Source organism: Streptomyces sp. NPDC003393, assembly GCF_053589015.1.
In genome coordinates this window covers 20510-38744 of record NZ_JBSFRB010000060.1, presented here as the reverse complement: position 1 = coordinate 38744, position 18235 = coordinate 20510, and the positions used below count along the sequence as shown (strand labels likewise).

General features: G+C 71.0%; 17 protein-coding genes and 1 pseudogene. 9 read left to right on the top strand and 9 right to left on the bottom strand.

Translation table 11 applies throughout. From position 1 onward, the window contains the following. The coding region (locus ACWDUZ_RS35885) for an alpha/beta fold hydrolase (RefSeq protein WP_451636019.1) at nt 1-719 on the bottom strand (719 nt) is incomplete at its 3' end. A 563-nt stretch (nt 720-1282) separates the two neighbouring features. Between ACWDUZ_RS35885 and ACWDUZ_RS35880 the strand changes: the two genes are divergently transcribed. The 3 genes from ACWDUZ_RS35880 to ACWDUZ_RS35870 all read left to right on the top strand — a co-directional run bounded on the left by ACWDUZ_RS35880 (nt 1283) and on the right by ACWDUZ_RS35870 (nt 3937). Next, the gene (locus tag ACWDUZ_RS35880) at nt 1283-1621 is read left to right on the top strand and encodes an inner-membrane translocator (protein ID WP_451636018.1); all 339 of its coding nucleotides are present in this window, start codon (nt 1283-1285) and stop codon (nt 1619-1621) included. A 391-nt stretch (nt 1622-2012) separates the two neighbouring features. Next, on the top strand, nt 2013-2864 hold the full coding sequence (locus ACWDUZ_RS35875) for a putative RNA methyltransferase (protein ID WP_451636017.1): 852 nt from the start codon (nt 2013-2015) through the stop codon (nt 2862-2864). Between the two features lie 83 nt (nt 2865-2947). Further along, the gene (locus ACWDUZ_RS35870; protein ID WP_451636016.1) at nt 2948-3937 is read left to right on the top strand and encodes a phosphotransferase; all 990 of its coding nucleotides are present in this window, start codon (nt 2948-2950) and stop codon (nt 3935-3937) included. A gap of 158 nt (nt 3938-4095) precedes the next feature. Here ACWDUZ_RS35870 and ACWDUZ_RS35865 read toward each other — a convergent pair. Beyond that, nucleotides 4096-4782, bottom strand: a pseudogene (locus ACWDUZ_RS35865) (helix-turn-helix transcriptional regulator); the annotation flags it as partial. A 21-nt stretch (nt 4783-4803) separates the two neighbouring features. Between ACWDUZ_RS35865 and ACWDUZ_RS35860 the strand changes: the two are divergent. Together ACWDUZ_RS35860 and ACWDUZ_RS35855 are read left to right on the top strand one after the other, a co-directional pair. Continuing rightward, nucleotides 4804-5151 (top strand): SDR family oxidoreductase, encoded by a 348-nt coding sequence (locus ACWDUZ_RS35860; protein ID WP_451636015.1) that lies wholly within the window; start codon nt 4804-4806, stop codon nt 5149-5151. Nucleotides 5152-6117: 966 nt separating this feature from the next. Then, on the top strand, nt 6118-6786 hold the full coding sequence (locus ACWDUZ_RS35855; protein ID WP_451636014.1) for a hypothetical protein: 669 nt from the start codon (nt 6118-6120) through the stop codon (nt 6784-6786). A 196-nt stretch (nt 6787-6982) separates the two neighbouring features. Here ACWDUZ_RS35855 and ACWDUZ_RS35850 read toward each other — a convergent pair whose 3' ends face one another. Together ACWDUZ_RS35850 and ACWDUZ_RS35845 are read right to left on the bottom strand one after the other, a co-directional pair. Beyond that, nucleotides 6983-7606 carry an NADPH-dependent F420 reductase gene (locus tag ACWDUZ_RS35850; protein ID WP_451636013.1) on the bottom strand — a complete coding sequence of 208 codons (624 nt, stop codon included), beginning with the start codon at nt 7604-7606 and terminating at the stop codon, nt 6983-6985. A 33-nt stretch (nt 7607-7639) separates the two neighbouring features. Further along, a complete protein-coding gene (locus ACWDUZ_RS35845; protein WP_451636012.1) occupies nt 7640-8374 on the bottom strand; it encodes an SDR family NAD(P)-dependent oxidoreductase in 735 nt (244 codons plus the stop codon). A 144-nt stretch (nt 8375-8518) separates the two neighbouring features. On the opposite strand from ACWDUZ_RS35845, the gene ACWDUZ_RS35840 reads away from it, so the two are divergent. The 4 genes from ACWDUZ_RS35840 (at nt 8519) to ACWDUZ_RS35825 (ending at nt 10515) form a co-directional block, all read left to right on the top strand. Then, on the top strand, nt 8519-9130 hold the full coding sequence (locus tag ACWDUZ_RS35840) for a TetR/AcrR family transcriptional regulator (RefSeq protein WP_451636011.1): 612 nt from the start codon (nt 8519-8521) through the stop codon (nt 9128-9130). Between the two features lie 189 nt (nt 9131-9319). Then, on the top strand, nt 9320-9586 hold the full coding sequence (locus tag ACWDUZ_RS35835) for a hypothetical protein (RefSeq protein WP_451636010.1): 267 nt from the start codon (nt 9320-9322) through the stop codon (nt 9584-9586). Nucleotides 9587-9922: 336 nt separating this feature from the next. Then, nucleotides 9923-10186 carry a hypothetical protein gene (locus tag ACWDUZ_RS35830; RefSeq protein WP_451636009.1) on the top strand — a complete coding sequence of 88 codons (264 nt, stop codon included), beginning with the start codon at nt 9923-9925 and terminating at the stop codon, nt 10184-10186. After that, nucleotides 10138-10515, top strand: a complete 378-nt coding sequence (locus ACWDUZ_RS35825; RefSeq protein ID WP_451636008.1) for a HEAT repeat domain-containing protein — start codon at nt 10138-10140, stop codon at nt 10513-10515. Before ACWDUZ_RS35830 ends, ACWDUZ_RS35825 begins: the two co-directional genes overlap by 49 nt. A gap of 53 nt (nt 10516-10568) precedes the next feature. Here the strand turns inward: ACWDUZ_RS35825 and ACWDUZ_RS35820 are convergent, their stop codons facing one another. The 5 genes from ACWDUZ_RS35820 to ACWDUZ_RS35800 form a co-directional block, all read right to left on the bottom strand. After that, nucleotides 10569-12401 carry a GMC family oxidoreductase N-terminal domain-containing protein gene (locus tag ACWDUZ_RS35820; RefSeq protein WP_451636007.1) on the bottom strand — a complete coding sequence of 611 codons (1833 nt, stop codon included), beginning with the start codon at nt 12399-12401 and terminating at the stop codon, nt 10569-10571. Then, nucleotides 12398-13837, bottom strand: coding sequence for a hypothetical protein (locus ACWDUZ_RS35815; RefSeq protein WP_451636006.1), 1440 nt, complete (start codon nt 13835-13837; stop codon nt 12398-12400). Before ACWDUZ_RS35815 ends, ACWDUZ_RS35820 begins: the two co-directional genes overlap by 4 nt. Next, nucleotides 13834-14562, bottom strand: coding sequence for a FadR/GntR family transcriptional regulator (locus ACWDUZ_RS35810; protein WP_451636005.1), 729 nt, complete (start codon nt 14560-14562; stop codon nt 13834-13836). The genes ACWDUZ_RS35815 and ACWDUZ_RS35810 overlap by 4 nt, the downstream gene beginning before the upstream one ends. A 70-nt stretch (nt 14563-14632) precedes the next feature. Further along, on the bottom strand, nt 14633-17206 hold the full coding sequence (locus tag ACWDUZ_RS35805; protein ID WP_451636004.1) for an FtsX-like permease family protein: 2574 nt from the start codon (nt 17204-17206) through the stop codon (nt 14633-14635). Next, on the bottom strand, nt 17206-17979 hold the full coding sequence (locus ACWDUZ_RS35800; RefSeq protein ID WP_451636003.1) for an ABC transporter ATP-binding protein: 774 nt from the start codon (nt 17977-17979) through the stop codon (nt 17206-17208). The genes ACWDUZ_RS35805 and ACWDUZ_RS35800 overlap by 1 nt, the downstream gene beginning before the upstream one ends. Between the last annotated feature and the right edge of the window lie 256 nt (nt 17980-18235).

Here is an 18235-nt window from a genome sequence, read left to right as displayed (position 1 = left end):
TCTTCCGACTGCGGGGTGATGATCCGGTCGCCGGAACTGATGAAGTACCAGGACGGGATCGTTTTCCAGGCCGCGTGCTGGGACGGCGTGTTGAACGCGACCGTGGAGGCCGCGCGCTGCGTTGCCCACAGGACCTCGGCCTGGTTGGCGGGCAGGTCACTCGCGAAGTCCTTGAGGAATATGTCTTTCTTCAGGTAGAGATTCTTCCCGCCGGACGGTGCCTGCGCGTATGCCGCGGTGTCGAACAGTTTGTCGGCGGGAGCGTTGAGCGCCGAGTCCGAGCCGCTCAGGGATCCGTTGGTCTCACCGATGGCCGGCGCGGCCGCGTCCACGTAGACCAGCGCCTTGACGTTGTCGGTCTCCGCGGCGGCGTTGGTGATGACACTGCCCCCGTAGGAGTGTCCGACCAGCACCACCGGACCGTGCACCGTCTTGAGGAAGCCGGCGATCGTCTGCGAGTCGGTGGTCAGGTCCTGCAGGGGGTTGGCGACCGCACGTACCTGGTATCCCTCCTTGCGGAGGATCTCGACTTCGCCGTTCCAGCTGGACGTGTCGGCCCACGCGCCGTGTAGCAGCACGATGGTGGGCTTGGCGGCGCTGGCGGAGGCCGCCGTCGGCAGGCGCGTGGCGTGGGCGGGTGTCGGGACGAGTGCGGAGGCGGCGAACGAGATGCCGAGAGCGGCAGCAGCCGAGAAACGGATCGAGTGCATCCGGTGCATACGCACACCCCACAGTTCGTCAGCCGGGACATGACCACGGCACTGGCTTACGGGAGGAGCGATGACCTGTCCGTGCGGTGTCATCCGCGATCCTCGGGCACCGGCAGCCACAAGGGGTCGAAGGCACGCGGCCGACCCCACGCTTGCCCGGCGCTGCTCGGCAACCAATGTGCCATGCCCCGGACCGCCTCGCATCCGGAGCTGACCTGCCGCTCGGCCTCGGTGTGCCGCGGGCCCTCGGCCTCGCGCCGCACCTGATGCCAGGCCGACGCGCTGCGGGCACCGTGCCATGAGATGCCGCGGGTTTCTCGGCCGGATCGACCGGGAGGCGCCCGCCGGCCTCGACGTGCATCTGATCTGCGACGACGTGTCCGACGTTCACACCGCCCGTTTTGAAGCGACATTCCCGAGTCGGGACTCAAGGATCCGAGTTCGCAGATCAACAGATCCTGAGCCGCGATGAGGTGACAAGCCGTCAGCAACTTGTGAAGGGGAGAGTACACGTGGGTTGCAGGTCGATGACGGGCCGTCCGGGAATGTACGGCGCAGGCGATCGTTGAACCATGCGCGAACTGGCCGACCAGCAGCCCTCGGGAGGAGAGGGCGCCCTCACCGCGAGCTGTCTTCTGCTCCTGGTACTGGTGGCGGACGTAGCGGCCGGGCTGCTGGTCGTCATCGTGCTCGCCGCCCGAGGACTGGGCCGGACGAACGCCGGCTACGGACAGACTCCGACCGGTGTGCCGCCCCAGGACTGGGCGCCCGTACGGGGCTTCGGCGCTTTGGCCCTGGCGGTGGGCGTAACGGCCGTCGTGCTGTTGCGGATCGGGCCCCGAGTCGTCGGGGCGGTGCAGTTGGCGCTCTGCGATCTCCTCGCAGTCCAGACGCTGGGGTCCTGGCCCTGACCTGGGCGGCCTGAGCTACGAATGCTTGGAACTTCAAGGCGATCGCATCGATCGCCTCACGGCGGTGCCGCCAACGGCCACGGCCATCCCTCTTCGGCCTCCAACCCGGGTCGGCGTCGACGCGAGCGGTACGGCTGGGGGAGCGGGGCCTGACCAGGCAGGTCCGGGGCCGAGTCCCGTAAGCTCCTGCCGTGGCATTCATGAGCACCCCGCACTGTTGCTTCCTGTGATCGGAAGGCGCTGAGGGCGATGCCGGACGGCGTCGCCCTCCTTGGCGTGCCTGCTGCGTGAACCACGTTCCCGACGCTGCCCGTTTCTCCCTGAGGCAGTGACACTCCGAGCGCGCGTGCAGGCACGGACTCTTCCCTTCGCCCCTTGCCAGGAGTGCCTCGTGCCCGTGTCGCTTTCCCCTGCCCTCGAGCTGTCCCTCGACCTGCTGCGTTGCCCAACGTGCCGCGCGCGTCCCCTGCACCCCGACCGCGGCGCACTGCGCTGCCCGGTGGGCCACACCTTCGACATCTCCCGCCACGGCTACGTCGGCCTGCTCACGGGCACCCGCGCCACCAGCGGCGACGACGCGGCCATGGTCCAGGCCCGGAACCGATTCCTGGCCGCCGGCACCTACGCGCCCATCCGCGACATCGCAGCCCGCCTGGCGGCCGACGCCGTGTCCGAGGAGGGCACGATCGTGGACGCGGGGTGCGGCACGGGCTACTACCTGGCCGGCGTACTCGACCAGTCGCCCTGCGCCCGTGGCCTGGGACTGGACACGTCAGTACGCGCACTGCGCTCGGCAGCCCGAGCCCACGAACGAGGCGCCGCGGTGGCCTGGGACGTCTTCCGTCCCTTCCCGCTGGCCGACGGGGTGGCCGATACCGTGCTGAACGTGTTCGCCCCGCGCAACCCGGCCGAGTTCCACCGGGTGCTGCGCCCGACCGGCCGGCTGATCGTGGTCCGTCCCACCGGGCGGCACCTGGCCGAGCTGCGCGGCCGGCTGCCTGCGATGGTCACCATCGACCCGGCCAAGGAACAGCGCCTGCACCGGGCGCTGCACCCCTTCTTCGATGCCGCTGTCACCGAACGGGTGGAGTACCCCGCGATCCTGTCCGGGCCGGAGGCCCTGGACCTGGTGGCGATGACGCCGAGCGCACGCCACGTGAGCCGCGCGGACCTGAACGACGGTCGCTTCCTTCCTGATCAGGTCACCGTCTCCGTGCTGATCACCGCCTACCGGCCTCGGTGACCACAAGCGCCGCTTGCGTCCGCCGACCGACGAGCAGTGGGCGCCCCTCCCGACGACGCTCCGGCCCGGGATAGGGTCGGCGGATGCGCCAGTTCACGGATGACGAAGCCCTGTCAGGGATCGTGCACGAGGCACTGGGGGCGGGAGCCCACGTCGTCGGCGTGGACCGGTTGCGCGGGGGGAGCAGGAAGGGGGTCTACCGGGTTCGCACGAGCGGGTCGCGGACACCGAGTGTGATCGTCTACAGCTGGGCCGAGGCCGAGAACTTCTGGCCGGCCGCGGAAGCCGCCGACGCAGCCCACCCGCTTGCTCCGGCCTCCGGGCTGGTCCCCTTCCTGGCCGCTCAGCGGAGGCTGGACGGCATCGGCGTCCGGGCGCCGAGGGTGTTTCTGACCGACGACAGCAGACACCGCTGTCCAGCGGATCTGGCAGTTGTCGAGGACGTTGCCGGGGGCACTCTGGAAGCGCTCCTGAAGACGGAACCCGCACGCGCATCACATGCCCTGACCGAGCTGGCCGCAATGCTCGACGTGATGCACCAGCAGCACAGTCAGTCCTACGGCAGGGTGGACGTACTCGAACGGGGCGACAGAGCGAGCGGCGATTCATGCGAGCAATCGGTGCTCGCGCGGGCCATCGAGGACCTTGCGGAAGCGGCCCGACGCGACCCCAGGATCGAATCAGCCGCCGTCCCCTTGCACGACCGCCTGCAGGAGCTGGCCGCAAGAGTGGCTCAGCGCACGCAACACGGACTGATCCACGGCGAACTCGGGCCCGATCACGTCCTGGTCGATGCCTCCGGACACCCCGTCCTCATCGACATCGAGGGTGTGATGTTCTTCGATGTCGAGTGGGAGCACGTGTTCCTGCGGCTTCGTTTCGGTGACCAGTACCCGGTCTTGTCACGCCCCGGACTCGATCCAGCACGGCTCGACCTCTACAGGCTGGCGATGCGCCTTTCACTGGTGGCCGGCCCCCTACGCCTGCTCGACGGCGGCTTCCCGCACCGCACGATGATGCGCGAAATCGCCGAGCACAACGCGAGGGAAGCGCTGGCTCTGCTGGTCCCATAGCACCGCGCCCGCCACAGAGGCGCCGGCGCAGCGCAGGGAGCCGGTCCGGGCGGCCGGATGTCCGAGGCGGTGCCGGTCACCGGCGCGTTCCAGCTGCTCAGAATGCGCAGGGACTCTGCTGTGGCGAAGCCCGGCTCCGGGATGTAGACGCACAGCGTCTGGTTGTCGTCGCCGGGCGGCTGCAGCGACTCGTACGAGAAGTACAGGTCGCCGACGAGAGGGTGCCGGTAGTGCTTGGTCCCGTGGGTTCGGCGGAGCACGCGGTGGTCGTTCCACCAAGTGCTGAACTTCGTCGAATTCAAGGTCAGCTCGCCGATCAGGTCGGCCAGCCGGCGGTCCTGCGGGCAGCGGCCCGCCTCCAGGCGCAGCATTGCCACGGTCTCGGCCGCGATCTGCTCCCAGTCGCCGGTGCGCTCGCGAGTCTCGGGGTCGAGCAGGTAGTAGCGGGCGAGGTTGCGCTGCTGGACGGGCAGCGCCTCGAAGTCGGTGAGGACGGTGCGGGCCAGGCGGTTGGAGGCGAGGACGTCGGTGCGCCGGCCGATGATGAAGGCGGGCACGTGGTCCAGGGTCTGGAGCATCAGGTACAGGCCTTGGCGCACCCGCTGCGGATTGACCGGGGCCCGCCGACCGCCGGGGCGGGCGAGCAGGTTGGTCAGGTGCTCACGCTCGGCGGCGTCCATCCGCAGGGCGCGCGTCAGGGCGTCCACCACCTCGGGCGACGGGTTCGCCGCCCTGCCCTGCTCCAGCCGGGTGTAGTACTCGGTGCTCACGCCCGCCAGGCGGGCCGCCTCCTCACGGCGCAGGCCAGGGACGCGGCGCGTGCGCCCGTCGGGGGTCAGGCCCACCGTGCCGCAAGCGAGCGCGGCGTGGCCGACCTGATCAACACCTCGGCGAGCGCCGCGCAGAACCTTTACCCGACCTTCGCCGTCTACGCCGGCACCAAGGCGTTCGTCTCGCACCTGTCGAAGCACCTCCGGGTCGAGCTGGGCCCGAAGAGCGTGCGGGTCTCCGCGATCGAACCCGGCATCGTGGGCACCGAGCTGCAGAACCACGTCACGGACCCCGGCGCCAGGGCATGGCTGGAAGGCTCCAACGAGACCATCGACTGGCTCCAGCCGGACGACATCGCGCGGACGGTCGGCTTCATCGCCTCGCTGCCGCTGCGGGTCAACCTCCCGCAGGTCTTCGTCATGCCGACGGCCCAGCCCAGCTGACACACCCGGGCGTACCCGGCACAGGCGCCGACGCCCGTGCCGGGCCGGTTGCGCGGCGCACGCTACCCCGATGGTCCCGGCGTCCGCCCACCGATCTCAGGGAGCTGGGCCGCGGGCGGGGCGTCCGCGACCCGGCGGCCGCCGGGCTTCACTCGCACGTCCGGCCCTCGTCCCCTCTTCCACGACGTCGAGTCCCCCGCGCATGCCGAGGAGGCCATCGAGGCCCTCGCGAAGACCTTCTGTCCTCAGTCCTTCATGATCGAGGCGGCGGCGATCAGGTGCGACGTATCTGATTGGCGAAGAACTGATCGTCTCCTGTGAGCCGCCAACTGCTCGGGTCGTTGCGGCTGCCTCGGCGGAGCCGAGCCTCATCATGTGGAGCCTGTCCAGGACTGAGTCCTCATCAACCCCTTGAAGGTCGTTGTGCAACAAGGGTGCCGGTCGCGCCGAACAGCCCTGGACAGCCGACCAGTTGATGCCTAGCCTGAAAGTGCCTTACCTCATCAGTGGGCTCGGGCCGGGTTGTACCGAGGGATCCGCCGTCCTGGGGGTCGCCGGATCAACCGGTCGACTCGGCCCAATCAAGATGAGGTGAGGTGGGCACATGGTGGACAAGAAGCGGTCCCCTACCCCGAAGGGGTGGGTCCGTGAGGTTGCTGAACGGCTGGGCTTAGCTCTCGGAGCCAGGGCGCTCTGGGAACTGGCCGCGAAGCTCCTCAACCACCACTGAAGGGCAGGCGCCGCTGGGTGGAACCCCCAGTCGCCCAGCGTCGCACTCCCTGATGGGTCCCTGGTGCAGCTCACCAGGGACCCTTTCCCATGACCGATCAGGCGGCCGCCGCTCGGACACCGCCGCTCGTTCGTGCGGCCCACCGGCGCCGGCAGGCAGTAGCTTTGGAGAAAAGCCGCCGACAACGACGACCGCGATGAGGCCCGCCTTGGTCGTAACCGCTGGATCGGAGCAAGATGCAGCCCGGACAGAACGACCAGGTGACCGACGCCGCAGAGCTTCCGGTGCGGCTGCGGAACGTTTTCTGGATCGGTGGCGGAAGTGGCGCCGGCAAGTCGACCATCGCCCGCCGACTCGCCGATCGCTATGGGTGGCGTCTGTACGCGACCGACGACGTGATGCCTGATCACGCGAGGCGGACCAGCCCCGAAGACGCCCCCCACCTCCATGAGTTCATCGCCATGGACATGGACGAGCGATGGGTGAGCCGGACTCCGGAGGTCATGCTCGAGACCTTCCACTGGTTCCAGGGTGAGGGCTTCGGCCTGATCGTCGAAGACCTCCTCAGCCTGCCAAAGGAGCCGTGCGTCCTCGTCGAGGGATTCCGGCTGCTGCCGCACCTCGTGAAACCTCTGCTTGCCGCCCCTGAGCAGGCGGTCTGGCTTCTGCCCACACCTGATTTCCGCCAGGCCGCCATCCGGAGCCGGTCGGCACCGGGGCAAGGGTTTCTGTGGAAGACCAGCGACCCCACAAAGGCAGGCCGTAACATTGCGGAGCGTGACCACATGTTCACCGAACGCCTGGAGGGGGAAGCCGAGCGGCTCCGACTGCGCACCATCCGCGTCGATAGCACGATGACAGAAGAGGATCTTGCCGAGCGAGTGATTGCCGCGTTCGGACTCTGATGACGGACGGCCCAACGGGTTGTGGTTGGTGCGGCGAAGGCTTTCGACTCTGACCGCAAAGCTCCTGTGCTGCTGAGTGAGACTACGCACGCCTCCCTCAACGGCACGGGAGCCCTGTGCGTTGCGCACCCCGCCCTCACACCAACGTCGTCCCCCGATCGGCGGCTGCTCCGAAAAGGCTCAGTCGGTCGCTTGCTCAGACGGGAAGTTCGGTGATGCTGAGGGCGAAGTTCAAGTTCCCCACCCCGTGGTTGGCTAGGCCCGCCGTGACCACGCCCGCTCCTTCCAGCCAGTGAGCCATTTTCAGGCCGCCGACGTCCAGCGGGCGCAGTCCGAGGCTCTCGACAAACGCCTCCACACGCGCCTTGGCCTGCGCGTTGTCCCCGGCGATGAAGACGTCGGGCCGACCCTTCTCCAGGACATGACGGAAGATGGTGTTGAACGCCTTCACCACACTGGCGCCGGCCGGGGCGGCCTTGGCGGCCTCCTGTGCGATCGAGGTCTCCTCGCGGTGGGCCAGCCCGTCGAACGTGGAATTGAAGGGGTTGCTGATGTCGACGATGACCTTGCCCGCGAGAGCGTCTCCGTACTGGGCGACGCTCGGCACGACACCGTCGTACAGCAGCGCCACGATGACGATGTCCCCGGCCGGCGCGGTGCCCCATTCTCCGGTCGTGGTGCCGCCGCCGAGAGCCTTGGCCAGGTCAGCGGCCTTGGACTGATTGCGGCCCATGACCTCGACGGTGTTGCCGCCCGCTATCGCCCGAGTACCGATGGTGCGCGCCATGTTCCCGGTGCCGATGATGCTGATGCTGCTCATGAGATGTCCTGCCCTGGTGGGGTGTTGTTCGGTTCAGATGGCGGTGGTGCCGCCGTCGGCGACGAGTTCCATGCCGTTGACGTAGCTGGAGTCGTCGGAGGCGAGGAAGAGCGCTGCCCTGGCGATTTCGTCGGGATGCCCCATTACGCCGCGGGGGATGAGGGACTCGAACTGCCGCTTCGTGGCCTCGTCGAAGAGTTCCGCCTGCTTGGCGGTGGCGACCTGGCCAGGAGTCAGGACGTTGACGCGGATGCGGCGGTCCCTGAGCTCGTTGAGCCAGACGCGGGCCCAGGCCTGCTGGACGGCCTTGCTGCCGGCGTAGACGCTCCAGCCGGGGAAGGCGCCGAGGGAGGCGTTGGAGCCGGTCATGAGGATGGAGCCGCCGTCGTTGAAGAGCGGGAGGGCCTTCTGGACGGTGAACAGGGTGCCGCGGGCGTTGAGGCCGAACCAGGTGTCGAACTGGGCCTCGGTGATCTCGCCGAGCGGGGCGGGCTCGCCCCCGCCCGCGCTGGCCCACAGCACGTCGACGCTGCCCTTCTCCCGCTTGACGGTGTCGTACAGCCGGTCCAGGTCGTCCAGGTCGGCGGCGTTGCCCTGGACGCCGGTGACGTTGCGGCCGATGTGCTGCACCGCCTCGTCCAGGGCGTCCTGGCGGCGGCCGGTGATGAAGACGTGTGCTCCCTCGTCGACGAACAGCTTCGCGCCGGCCAGCGCCATGCCGGTGGTGGCGCCGGTGATGACCGCGACTTTGCCCTCGAGCTTGCCCATAGTCGTTCCCTTGGGTCGGTGGTGCCGTGTGTACCTGGGGCGGCGACGTTATGTACACCGCCCTGTGTGCTTACCGTACGGGTCGGGCGGCCGGGGCGCAAACTATGTACACCGGTCGTTACCCACGGGCGGTAGGATGGGCCCATGACGGAGTTGGAGAAGGGGCCTACGGGCCGCCGCCGCGGCCGGGGCGCCCGCGAGCGCATCCTCAGCGCGTCCCGGCAGCTGTTCCGGGAGCAGGGCATCAACCGCACCGGCATGGATCAGCTCTGTGCGGTGGCCGAGGTGTCCAAGCGCACGGCGTACCAGCACTTCGCCGGCAAGGACGAACTCGTCGCCGAGTACCTTCAGCGGTTCGACCCCTCGGTTCTGTCCGGCGTGTTCGACCGCACCGACCTCACGCCCCGCGAACGGCTCCTCGCCGCCTTCGACGTCCCCCCCACCACCCCCCTGTGTCCGTACATCGCGGCCGCCGTGGAACTCCACGACCCCGAGCACCCGGCATCCCAGTACGCACGCGACTACAAGAAGGCCGTCGCCGCGCGGCTCGCCGACACCGCCCGCGAAGCCGGCGCCGCCGACCCTGAACAGCTCGGGGAGCAGCTCGCGCTGCTCATCGACGGCGCCGCGGCCCGTACCCGCGTACTCAACGCCGACGCCTTCCCCACCGCCGCCGCCATCGCCGCCGTCCTCATCGACAACGCCATCCCCGCCACAGTCGGCGACAACCGGCGACAGGAGGAAGTGTCAAGTTGACGTGGCTCTGTAGCCGGGCTGGACGGGCTGCCGGTCGTGCGGCTGCACCCGTTGGTGCACGCCAGCAGCCGCCCCGTACCGGTCCCGGACCATGGCGAAGCGTGGCAGCCGGCGCCCGATCGTCCTGGCCCGTGCCGATGGTGTCGTAGGTTCTGTCGCGGCACGCCGTTGTTGTCAGTACTGTCTGACATGGTGCTGATTATGTTCTGGGCGTCGATGGAGCGCGCGTACGGCTCGGCCGAGGAGGTACCGGCGCTGTTGTGGGCGCCGCGTTCCCCGGACGCCGGGGAACGGCCCACGGCCCTCGACCGCTTCCACGGCGCCGTCCACCACCAGGGCAGCGTGTGCCCGCTCACGGCGGCCAGCCTGCCCTTCCTGTTCGAGTTGGCCGTCGACGGCACCACGCCCGATCGGGCCGCCGTCGTCGCGTTGCGCCGACGGTCTCGCACCAGGTGAGGGACTGGCTCGGCGGACTCGTCGGCGACCCGTCCCAGGGTTCGGTGACCCGGCTCGCGGCCCTGGTCCAGCGAGCCCGCTGCGCCCCGGACCAGATCGGCGAGGACGTCGTACCGGCCGTCGTCGGCCTGCTGCGTGAGACCGCCCGCGCCATACCCGTGCGGCCCATCGCGCCGGCCCCGAGCCGCACGGCGGCGCCCACGGACAACGTCGCGCCCCAGATCGTCGCCGCCTTCGAGGAGCTCGACAGACATACGCGCGTGTACGCGCCGACCACCGGCCCGCTGCGTACGTTCCACGAAGTTCTGGTGAGCGCGTGTCGCCGAGCGCACGGCGGTGCTGGGCGAGCAGCTGAGCAGCCCGGACCCCGGCTCCCTCCTGGAGGCGGTGCGCATGAGCGGAGAGCTGATGCGGGCCTGGCGCGGGGACCACGCCCGGCTTCTGCTGCTGGTCGCCGACCAGCTCACTTCGGCCGACCGTGAGGTCGCCGCCGAGGCCGCGGCCGTCCTGAAGTCCTGCCACACGATCACCGCCCTGATGTGCTCGGCGAGATGGTCCCGCCCGCCTCGGCCGCCCTGCCGCGCCTGCGCAACCTCCTGACGCACGAGTACGAATGGGTTCGGGTGTACTGCGCGTCCGTGCTCTGGGAGATCGGCGGCCAGGCCGAGGCCGCGGCCGTCCTGGACGCCCTGTTGCAGGCCATGGACCAGAACCCCGCGACGGCCAGCCACGTCGTAACCTGCTTGGACCGCATGGGCTCTCTCGCGGCACCGGCCCTGCCTCTGCTCCGCGAGCACCTGGCCCTGCCCCGGCGCGGCGGCCGGTTCCAGAACGTGGAGCACGACGAGGAACTCCAGCGGGCCGGCCGTTCCCTCGTGGCCCGGCTCGAGCCTCCGGCGCCTGAAGCAGCCGCTCCGCGAACAGCCTGAGGCCGCACCTGGCCCGGGCCGGGCCCAGGCGCCCTGTCGGTGCCCGGGACGGTTCATGCGTCCAAGAAGGCCTCGGTGATCGCCAGGGCCCCCGCCATGATGCTCAGCTGGGGGTTCACCTGGGGGCAGCTGGGCAGCGCGGAGGCGTCGGCGACCAGTACGCCCCGCACTCCGCGCAGTCGGCCCAGGGAGTCGCAGGGACGGCGCTGGGGATCGTGGCCCGCGGCGACGGTGCCGGTGGGATGGTAGGCGGACAGATGAAGCCGCCGGACGCTCGTGTCCGCCAGCACGGCGTCCAGTTCCGCGAGGCAGCGCACGCGGGGCCTGCCGGGGATGCCGGTGAGCACTTCCTCGGCGCCGGCGGCGAACAGCAGCTCGCCCATGGCCCGCACGGCCCGCACCAGGCGTCCGGCGTCACGGGGAGCCACGTCGTAACGGACCAGTGTGCGGTCGCGGCCGAGGACGCGGCCGGAGGGACGGTCGGCGATCATCGCGCCGAGTGTGGCGAGCCGGTCGGCGCCCTCCAGTTCGCGGCGCAGCTCGGCTCCGACCCCGGGCAGGATGAAGGAGCTCATACCGGGCGGGGTCGCGGTGGCCTCGATGAGGATCCCATCCTCGTGGTGTTCCTCCACGCCCACGCTCTGCAGCACGCCCTCCCAGGCCGTGACCGGTTCGGCGAAGCGTCCGGCGACACTCGTGGCCGGATGGACACTGAGGTTGCGGCCGAGGTGGGGATGCCGGCCGAGTCCGGAGCGACGCAGGAGCGGTGGGGACTGCAAGGCTCCTGCGGCGACGACGACCAGGGGCGCGAGGATCTCGCATGCGGACTCCTGCCCGCGTGCGCGTATGCCGGCCGCGCGAGGCCCCCCGGGCCGGTCCGTGTCGACGAGGATGCGCTCGACGCGGGCACCGGTGACGATGCGTGCCCCGGCCGCGCAGGCCTCGGGCAGCACCGAGAGCTGCACGCTCTGCTTGGCGCCGGTCGGACAGCCGGCCACGCACTGGCAGGAACCCTGGCAGCCGGGCGCGTTGCGGCGCAGAGGCGCCGCCCGCCAGTCGAGCGCGCGGGCACCGGCGAGGGCGGTACGGCCGTTCGCGCCGAGGACGTCCAGGGGCTGGCGGGCGACACGCAGGCTGCGTTCGGCCTCGTCCAGATGGCGGTCGAAGCCGTCGGCGAGCGTGAAGCCGAGGTCCCTGCTCCAGTGGGTGAGAACGTGATCCGGAGTGCGATAGCAGGTACCGGAGTTGACGACCGTGGTGCCGCCGACCGCGCGGCCCACGGGCAGCAGCAGGGGTGGTCTGCCGACGGCGACGCTCGCCCCGCCGTCCCGGTACAGCTCGGTGAACCGGTCGAGGGGCGGGCGCTTGCCGAACGACTCGGTGGAGTGGTGTTCGCCTTCTTCCAGCACGACGACACGGAGTCCGGCGCGGGCCAGCGTCCGAGCCGCCATCGCTCCGCCCGCGCCCGAACCGATGACCACGGCGTCGGCGGTGGAGCGAGCGGGCCAGGCGTGCAGGGGTGTCAGATCGAGCGGCGGGTCGGGGCGCACAGGAGCGCGTGGTGCGGGGGCGTCCTGGAGCAGTCGTTCGGTGCCGGCCGCCAGGAGCACGGGCACCTTGAGCACGTCCAGGAGCGGCAGGAGCCCGGGTCGTGCGGCGAGATCCTCCAGTGCGGATTGCCGTTCCGCCGGGGTGAGCGCGCCGAGGGTGCGTCCGGTGCGGGCGGCGGCGTACGTGTCCACGCCGCGCGCCGCCGCGCGCAGGCCGGCCCGGGCGGCGAGCGGCATCGAGGCGAGGACCGTGTCCAGTCGGGTGGGGACGCGCCGGGGCCAGTCGGCGGTGCCGTCGTCGGCGAGGAGAGCGGCCACGAGGCCGGGAAGGCTCATCGGGTGCCCACCTCCGCGTGCGCGGTGCCGTCGAGTTCCCACTCGGCCTCGGTGCGCCAGCCGCCGAACCACCACCGCTCCAGCCGGATGTGTGCGTGGGCGCGTTCGCTGTTGCGGCACGTGGCGTGCCCGCCGTCGGGGTCGGTGTAGTCCAGGGTGAGGACGCGGTCGGCGGGCTGGGTGACGTCGACACGGATCCGGCGCAGGGCTGTGCGGCCGGTGACCGTCCACGTCGGCAGGCTGATGTCGGTGCGGAACCGGCACAGGCCGGCCCAGCCGACGGCCGGGCGTTCGGCACGGCGGGGCCAGGTGCGGCCGTGCCGGTGCAGCCGGAGGAAGGTCAGCGGGGGAAGTCTGCGCAGGCCCGGCCGCGTGGACACGGCCGCGACGATCTCCAGCACGTCGCCGCCGCCGAGGTCGGCGTGCAGCCAGGCCCAGCGGTGTGCGTTGCCGTGACCGTAGATCCGGGCGGAGGCCCCGGGGGCCGAGGTGAGCGTCAGCGTCGTGCCGTCATGGGTGAACGAGCCGTCGTAGCAGGACCGCGCGGCGGGGAGCATCTGTGCCGCCGGCAGCAGGAGGCGGCGCCACGACCAGCGGGGGAAGGTGAACAGCGGCGCGCCGGCCGGTCGTTCGGCGATGTCCCAGCGCATGGCGCCGTCCTCGGCCGATCCGGACAGGCGGCCCGGCCGGACGGTGATGTCGTCCGTGCCGAAGCCGGACTCCTGCGCACTCCATGAGGATGGGCCGAAGCGGGCGTGGCGCACGGAGCCCTCCCTGGGGAACACCGCCGCCCAGCCGTGCGCGTACGGCGGGGATCCGTCCGCGGGAGAAACCAGTTCGTGGTGCAGCCACAGTCCGGTGCCGGTGTCCGGGTCGGTGACGGTGGTGTACCAGACCTCGGTGCGACCCGGCTCCCCGCGCCAGCGGGACGCGAGGAAGGTGCCGGGGTTCTCCCGCCGTGGGAAGCGGAAGCTGGTGAGGAAAGGGAGGAGCTGCGTACCGAGCGGGAAACGGAGGGTGCCGCTGCCGATGCGTACGCCGTTCTCGTACAGGGTGTACGGCAGCACCGTCATGGATGTCACCGGGTGGCGCGGGCTGACGGACTTCCAGCCGTCCAGGGTGAGCCGGCGGCCGTCCGCGGTGAACGCGATGCGGTAGCGGATACGGCGGCGTGCCAGCGGTGAGATCTCCAACTCGCCCTCGGCGTGCGGATCGTCGCTCCAGCCTGTCACCCGGACCCGGCCGGTGGCCCGGGCCGGGGTGGTGCCGAAGGGCCGCAGGAGACGGTCCGCGGAGACCGTCAGGTCGAGCCGGACCCGGCGGGTGCGGTCCTCGTCGTCCAGACGCAGGCTGCCGAGCATGCTCTCGCGGAAGACCGTGCCGCGAGCGGGAGAGCCATTGCGCGCGGCCCGGCTCGAGGTGGGGGCCGCGCTCATGCCAGGTCCTCCAGCATGATCCGCTCGGTGGCCGTCAGATACTGCTCGGCCGCCCGCCGAGCGCCCGCCGCGTCGCCCGCCGCCACGGCCTCGATCACCGGTTCCAGTCGGTCACGGGCCACCTGCGCGTCGGTGAACGGTCCCCTGAGCGCGGCCCGTACCGGCAGATAGGCGTTGAAGAGGGTATTGGTCAGCAGGACGTAGACGCGGTTGCCGGTGGCACGCGCGAGCGCCCGGTGGACGTCGATGTCGGCGAGCTGCACGGCGTCGGGGTCCGCGGCGTGTCCCACTTCGGTCAGCAGCCTGCGCAGTTCGCCTCGCTGCCCGTCGGTCGCCCGCACGGCGGCACGCTCGGCGATCAACGCGCCGATGCTGCGCCGCACTTCGAAGATCTCACCGATCCAGTCGGGACTGTGCCGTACGAGCATGGGCAGCAGGTCCGCACCGCCCAGTCGCAGGTAGTCCCGGACACGGGTGCCGACACCGTGCCGGGTCTCCAGCAGTCCGGCCTGCGTCAGGCGCCCGAACGCGTGCTTCAACGTGGTGCGGGTGACGCCGTAGCCGTCGGCGAGCGTGCGTTCCGGCGGCAGGTAGGTGCCTGCGGGGTGGCGCCCGGCGAGGATGTCCTCCCGCAGGCGGCTCTCCAGGACATCGACGATGGTTTCGCGGGGCAGTGCCTCCACGCCGTCCTCCCCATGGCTTGACTGGCTCAGTGGCTCAGCCACTCAACCAATGTGCGCCCGGGAAGTCAACGGTTCTGCGCGACTGCTCGGATCCGGTCCGTGACGTCCGCTCCTACTGCCTGGCGTCGATGGCCTTGAGCGGTGGTGTGCGCAGCGCGACGCGTGCGGGGACCAGGGCAGCCGTCGCCGCGAGCGCGGCTGTCGTCCCGGCGATGGACAGATAGACCAGCGCGGGGACGGCCGGCCAGGGGCTGCCGGTGAGGGCGAGGGAGACCAGCACGAGCGGCGGAAGGGAGGCCAGAGTGCCGGCGCCCACTCCGGCGAGGACCACGGCGAGGCTCTCCCACCGCATCATGCGCATCACCTGCGCCGCGGTCATGCCCCCCAGCCGCAGCAGCCCGAACTCCCGCCGGCGTGCGGCCGTGTTCATCATCTGGGTGTTCACCACCGCCACCCCCGCGTAGACGAGGATCAGGCCGGCCAGCAGGTAGTTGACCCAGGCGTTGGCTTCCTGAGGCCGCGTCCGTTCGTCGACGGACAGGGAGTCCGTGACCACGGTGCCGGGGTAGCGTCGGGCCACCTCGGCCAGGGCCGCCCCCGCCGTGTCCCGTGATCCCGCGGCCGTCCGGACGAGCACGGACTGGTCCAGGCGCGAGGTCGTGTGCGCGAGCAGCAGGTCGTGGTCGAAGGTGACGTCGGCGAACCCCAGGCCGCGTTCGTAGACGGCGGCCACGGTGGCGGTGAGAGGGGTTCCGTCTCCCAGACGCAGCTGCACGGTGTCGCCGAGTCCCCGTCCCAGCTGGGAGGAGGCGACCGCACTGAGGGCGACGGTGTCGTGGTTCAGGCGTTCCAGACTGCCCTGGCGCGGCTCGAGGTCCATCGTGGCGGCCACGGCTGTGGGCTCCACGCCCTGGGCGCTGAGGGACACCGGTTGCCCGTCGCGGGTATGAGCGGGGGTGGCGACGATCGTGGATCTCACCACGCCGGTCACCGCCCGCACCTGGGGCAGGCGGCGCACTTCGGCGGCGGCCTGCGGCGACACACCTTGCGCCGCGGTCAGGACGTGACCGGCGATCACACCGTCTCGCGACTGCTCCCGGGATGCCTGCAACGCGGTGGTCTGGGCGAAGACCACGGTCGCCGCGAAGGACACCGCCAGCATCAGCGGGGTGACCGCCGCGGCGAGGCGGCGTGGGTGGGCTCGATGGTTGGCCGTGGCCAGATAGCCGGTGGCCCTGGACATTCTCAGCAAGGGAGTCACTATGGGCATGGACATCCGGGACACCAGTGGGCCCAGAACCGCGGCGGCGATCACCGTGACCAGGACGAGCGCGTTGGCCATCCCCACCAGGGTGGTGAAGTCGCCCTTCTGCGTCAGGCCCGTGACGAAGAGCCCGGCGGCGCCCGCTGCCAGCGCACCTCCGGTGACCAGCCGGCCCTTGCCGAGGTCCGTCCGTTCGACGGCGGATTCCCCCAGCGCCTCGGTCGGCCGGATACGGTTCGCGCGGCGGGCGGCGACGCGAGCGGCCGTGTGGGCGGTCAGCACCGCCGTCCCCACGGCGGCCACGGCGGGCAGCGGCCCGATCACCGGCTGAAGGTCCGACGGTACGAACCCGTGCCAGGCCAGCCGGCCCCACATCCGGTGCACCACGGCGATGCCCACCGGCCAGCCGAGCAGCCCGGCCGGGACCGAGACGGCCAGCGCTTCCGCCGTCACCATGCGGCGGATCTGGCGCGGAGTGGCTCCCACGGCACGCAGCATGGCCGTCTCGCGGCGGCGGTGCGCCATCGCCAGCGACATGGTGCTCGTCACCACGAAGACGGTGACCAGGAGGGTGTTCCCGGCGACCGCCGACGCCACGAGGACCAGGGCGGAACCGGTGGTGGCCACGTCCAGGAACTCGGCCCGGCCGCGGTCGTCTCCCGTGAGGACGGCCAGATGCCGGTCGCCCAGTGCTTGTGCGACGGCGTCGGACAGCTGCTGTGCGCTGACTCCCGGGGCCACCAGGACACCGACGGCGTCCACCGCGTCCGCCCGGGCCGCCAGCTGCCCGGCCAGACCGTCGGAGAAGAAGACGACGGATCGGCGCGGTGCCGGAAACCCGTGCAGGGCGACGACGCCCGAGACACGGAAGCGCCGCGGTGTCGAACGGGTCATCAGCGACACGGTGTCGCCGACGGTTGCCCCGGCCTCCGCGGCGAGCTGCTCGTCGAGCACCACCTCGTGCCGCGTGGCCGGCGCCCGTCCGGAGGCCAGACGGTACGGGCCCATCCGGCTGCCGGACCAGTTGTGCCCCGTGGTGGGCGTACCGCTGACGCCGGACAGCACGACGCCGCCGGGACCGATCACACGCGCGGGCACACCGACGTCCGTGACGACGGCGCCGGCCTCCTTCAGCGCCGCCAGGCGCCGGGCGGTGTCCGCCGGTACGGGGACCCGTTCGACCAGAGGCTGTGTGAGGGCGGCGGGACCGTGTCCGCGCCCGGACGGGCCCGGCGCCTGCTGACGACCGGCGACCACGACATCGGCGGCCGCATACCGTTCGGGCGGGTGGGCCATGCGCAGCCCCGACTCCAGCAGGATCCCGCAGACGCCGAGCACCGCGGAGCCCAGGAGCAGCGTCACGAAGGTGCCGATGAGGCTGCCCTTGCGAGCCATGAGGGCCTTCACGGTCACGACCAGCATCAGGCGGCCTTGCGCAGACCGGCCATGGCGGCCGTCACCCGGTCGACCGTCGGAGCCCCGAGCGCATGCACGATCCGCCCGTCCGCGAGGAAGACGACGCGGTCCGCGTGAGCGGCGGCCACCGGGTCATGGGTCACCATCACCACGGTCTGATGCAGGTCCGTCACGGCCTGGCGCAGCAGTCCGAGTATGTCCTGCGCGGTCTGGGGATCCAGGGCGCCGGTCGGCTCGTCGGCGAAAACGACGTCCGGGCGGGTCACCAGGGCGCGGGCGATGGCGACGCGCTGCTGCTGGCCGCCGGACAGCTGGGCGGGGACATGCCGCAGCCGTTCGCTCAGGCCGGTCCGCGCCACGATCTCGAAGAACCACTCCTCGTCCGGCTTACGGCCCTGCAACCGCAGCGGCAGCGTGATGTTCTGCATCACCGTGAGCGACGGCAGGAGATTGAACGCCTGGAAGACGAACCCCATCCGGCCGCGGCGCAGAGTCGTCAGCGGTGTCTCCTTCAGCTGTGACAACTCGGTCGAACCCAACCGCACCGAGCCGGAGGTGGGACGGTCCAGTCCCGCGGCCATGTGCAGAAAGGTGCTCTTGCCCGATCCGGAGGGCCCCATGATCGCGGTGAAAGTGCCCTGGGCGATGTCCGCGCTGACGCGGTCGAGAGCCACGACCGCCCGCGAGCCCTTGCCGTAGCGCTTGGTCACCTCTCGCAGTTGGACCGCGAAGGGGAGGTCGCCCGCAGTGCTGCCCGGCTGCCGGATCCAGCGGCTCATGTGATGGTCTCCTCGTGTGAATCGATTTCCGGCCGATCGGCGGCCGGACCCGCCTCTCATTGCATTCCGGCTCGGGTGCCCTTGCCTCGGTCGTGGTGAGGAGAGGAGGCCTCCGCTGCCCGAACGAGCCGGCACCCGGAATCAGCCGCCCGGCTGAAGGAAGGCCATCCACCAGGCCGCGACCGGTTCGGCCGAACTGCCGCCGTGCCACGGGCCCGGATCGTCACCGTGCGCCGGGCGGTGGTGTGCGCCCGGC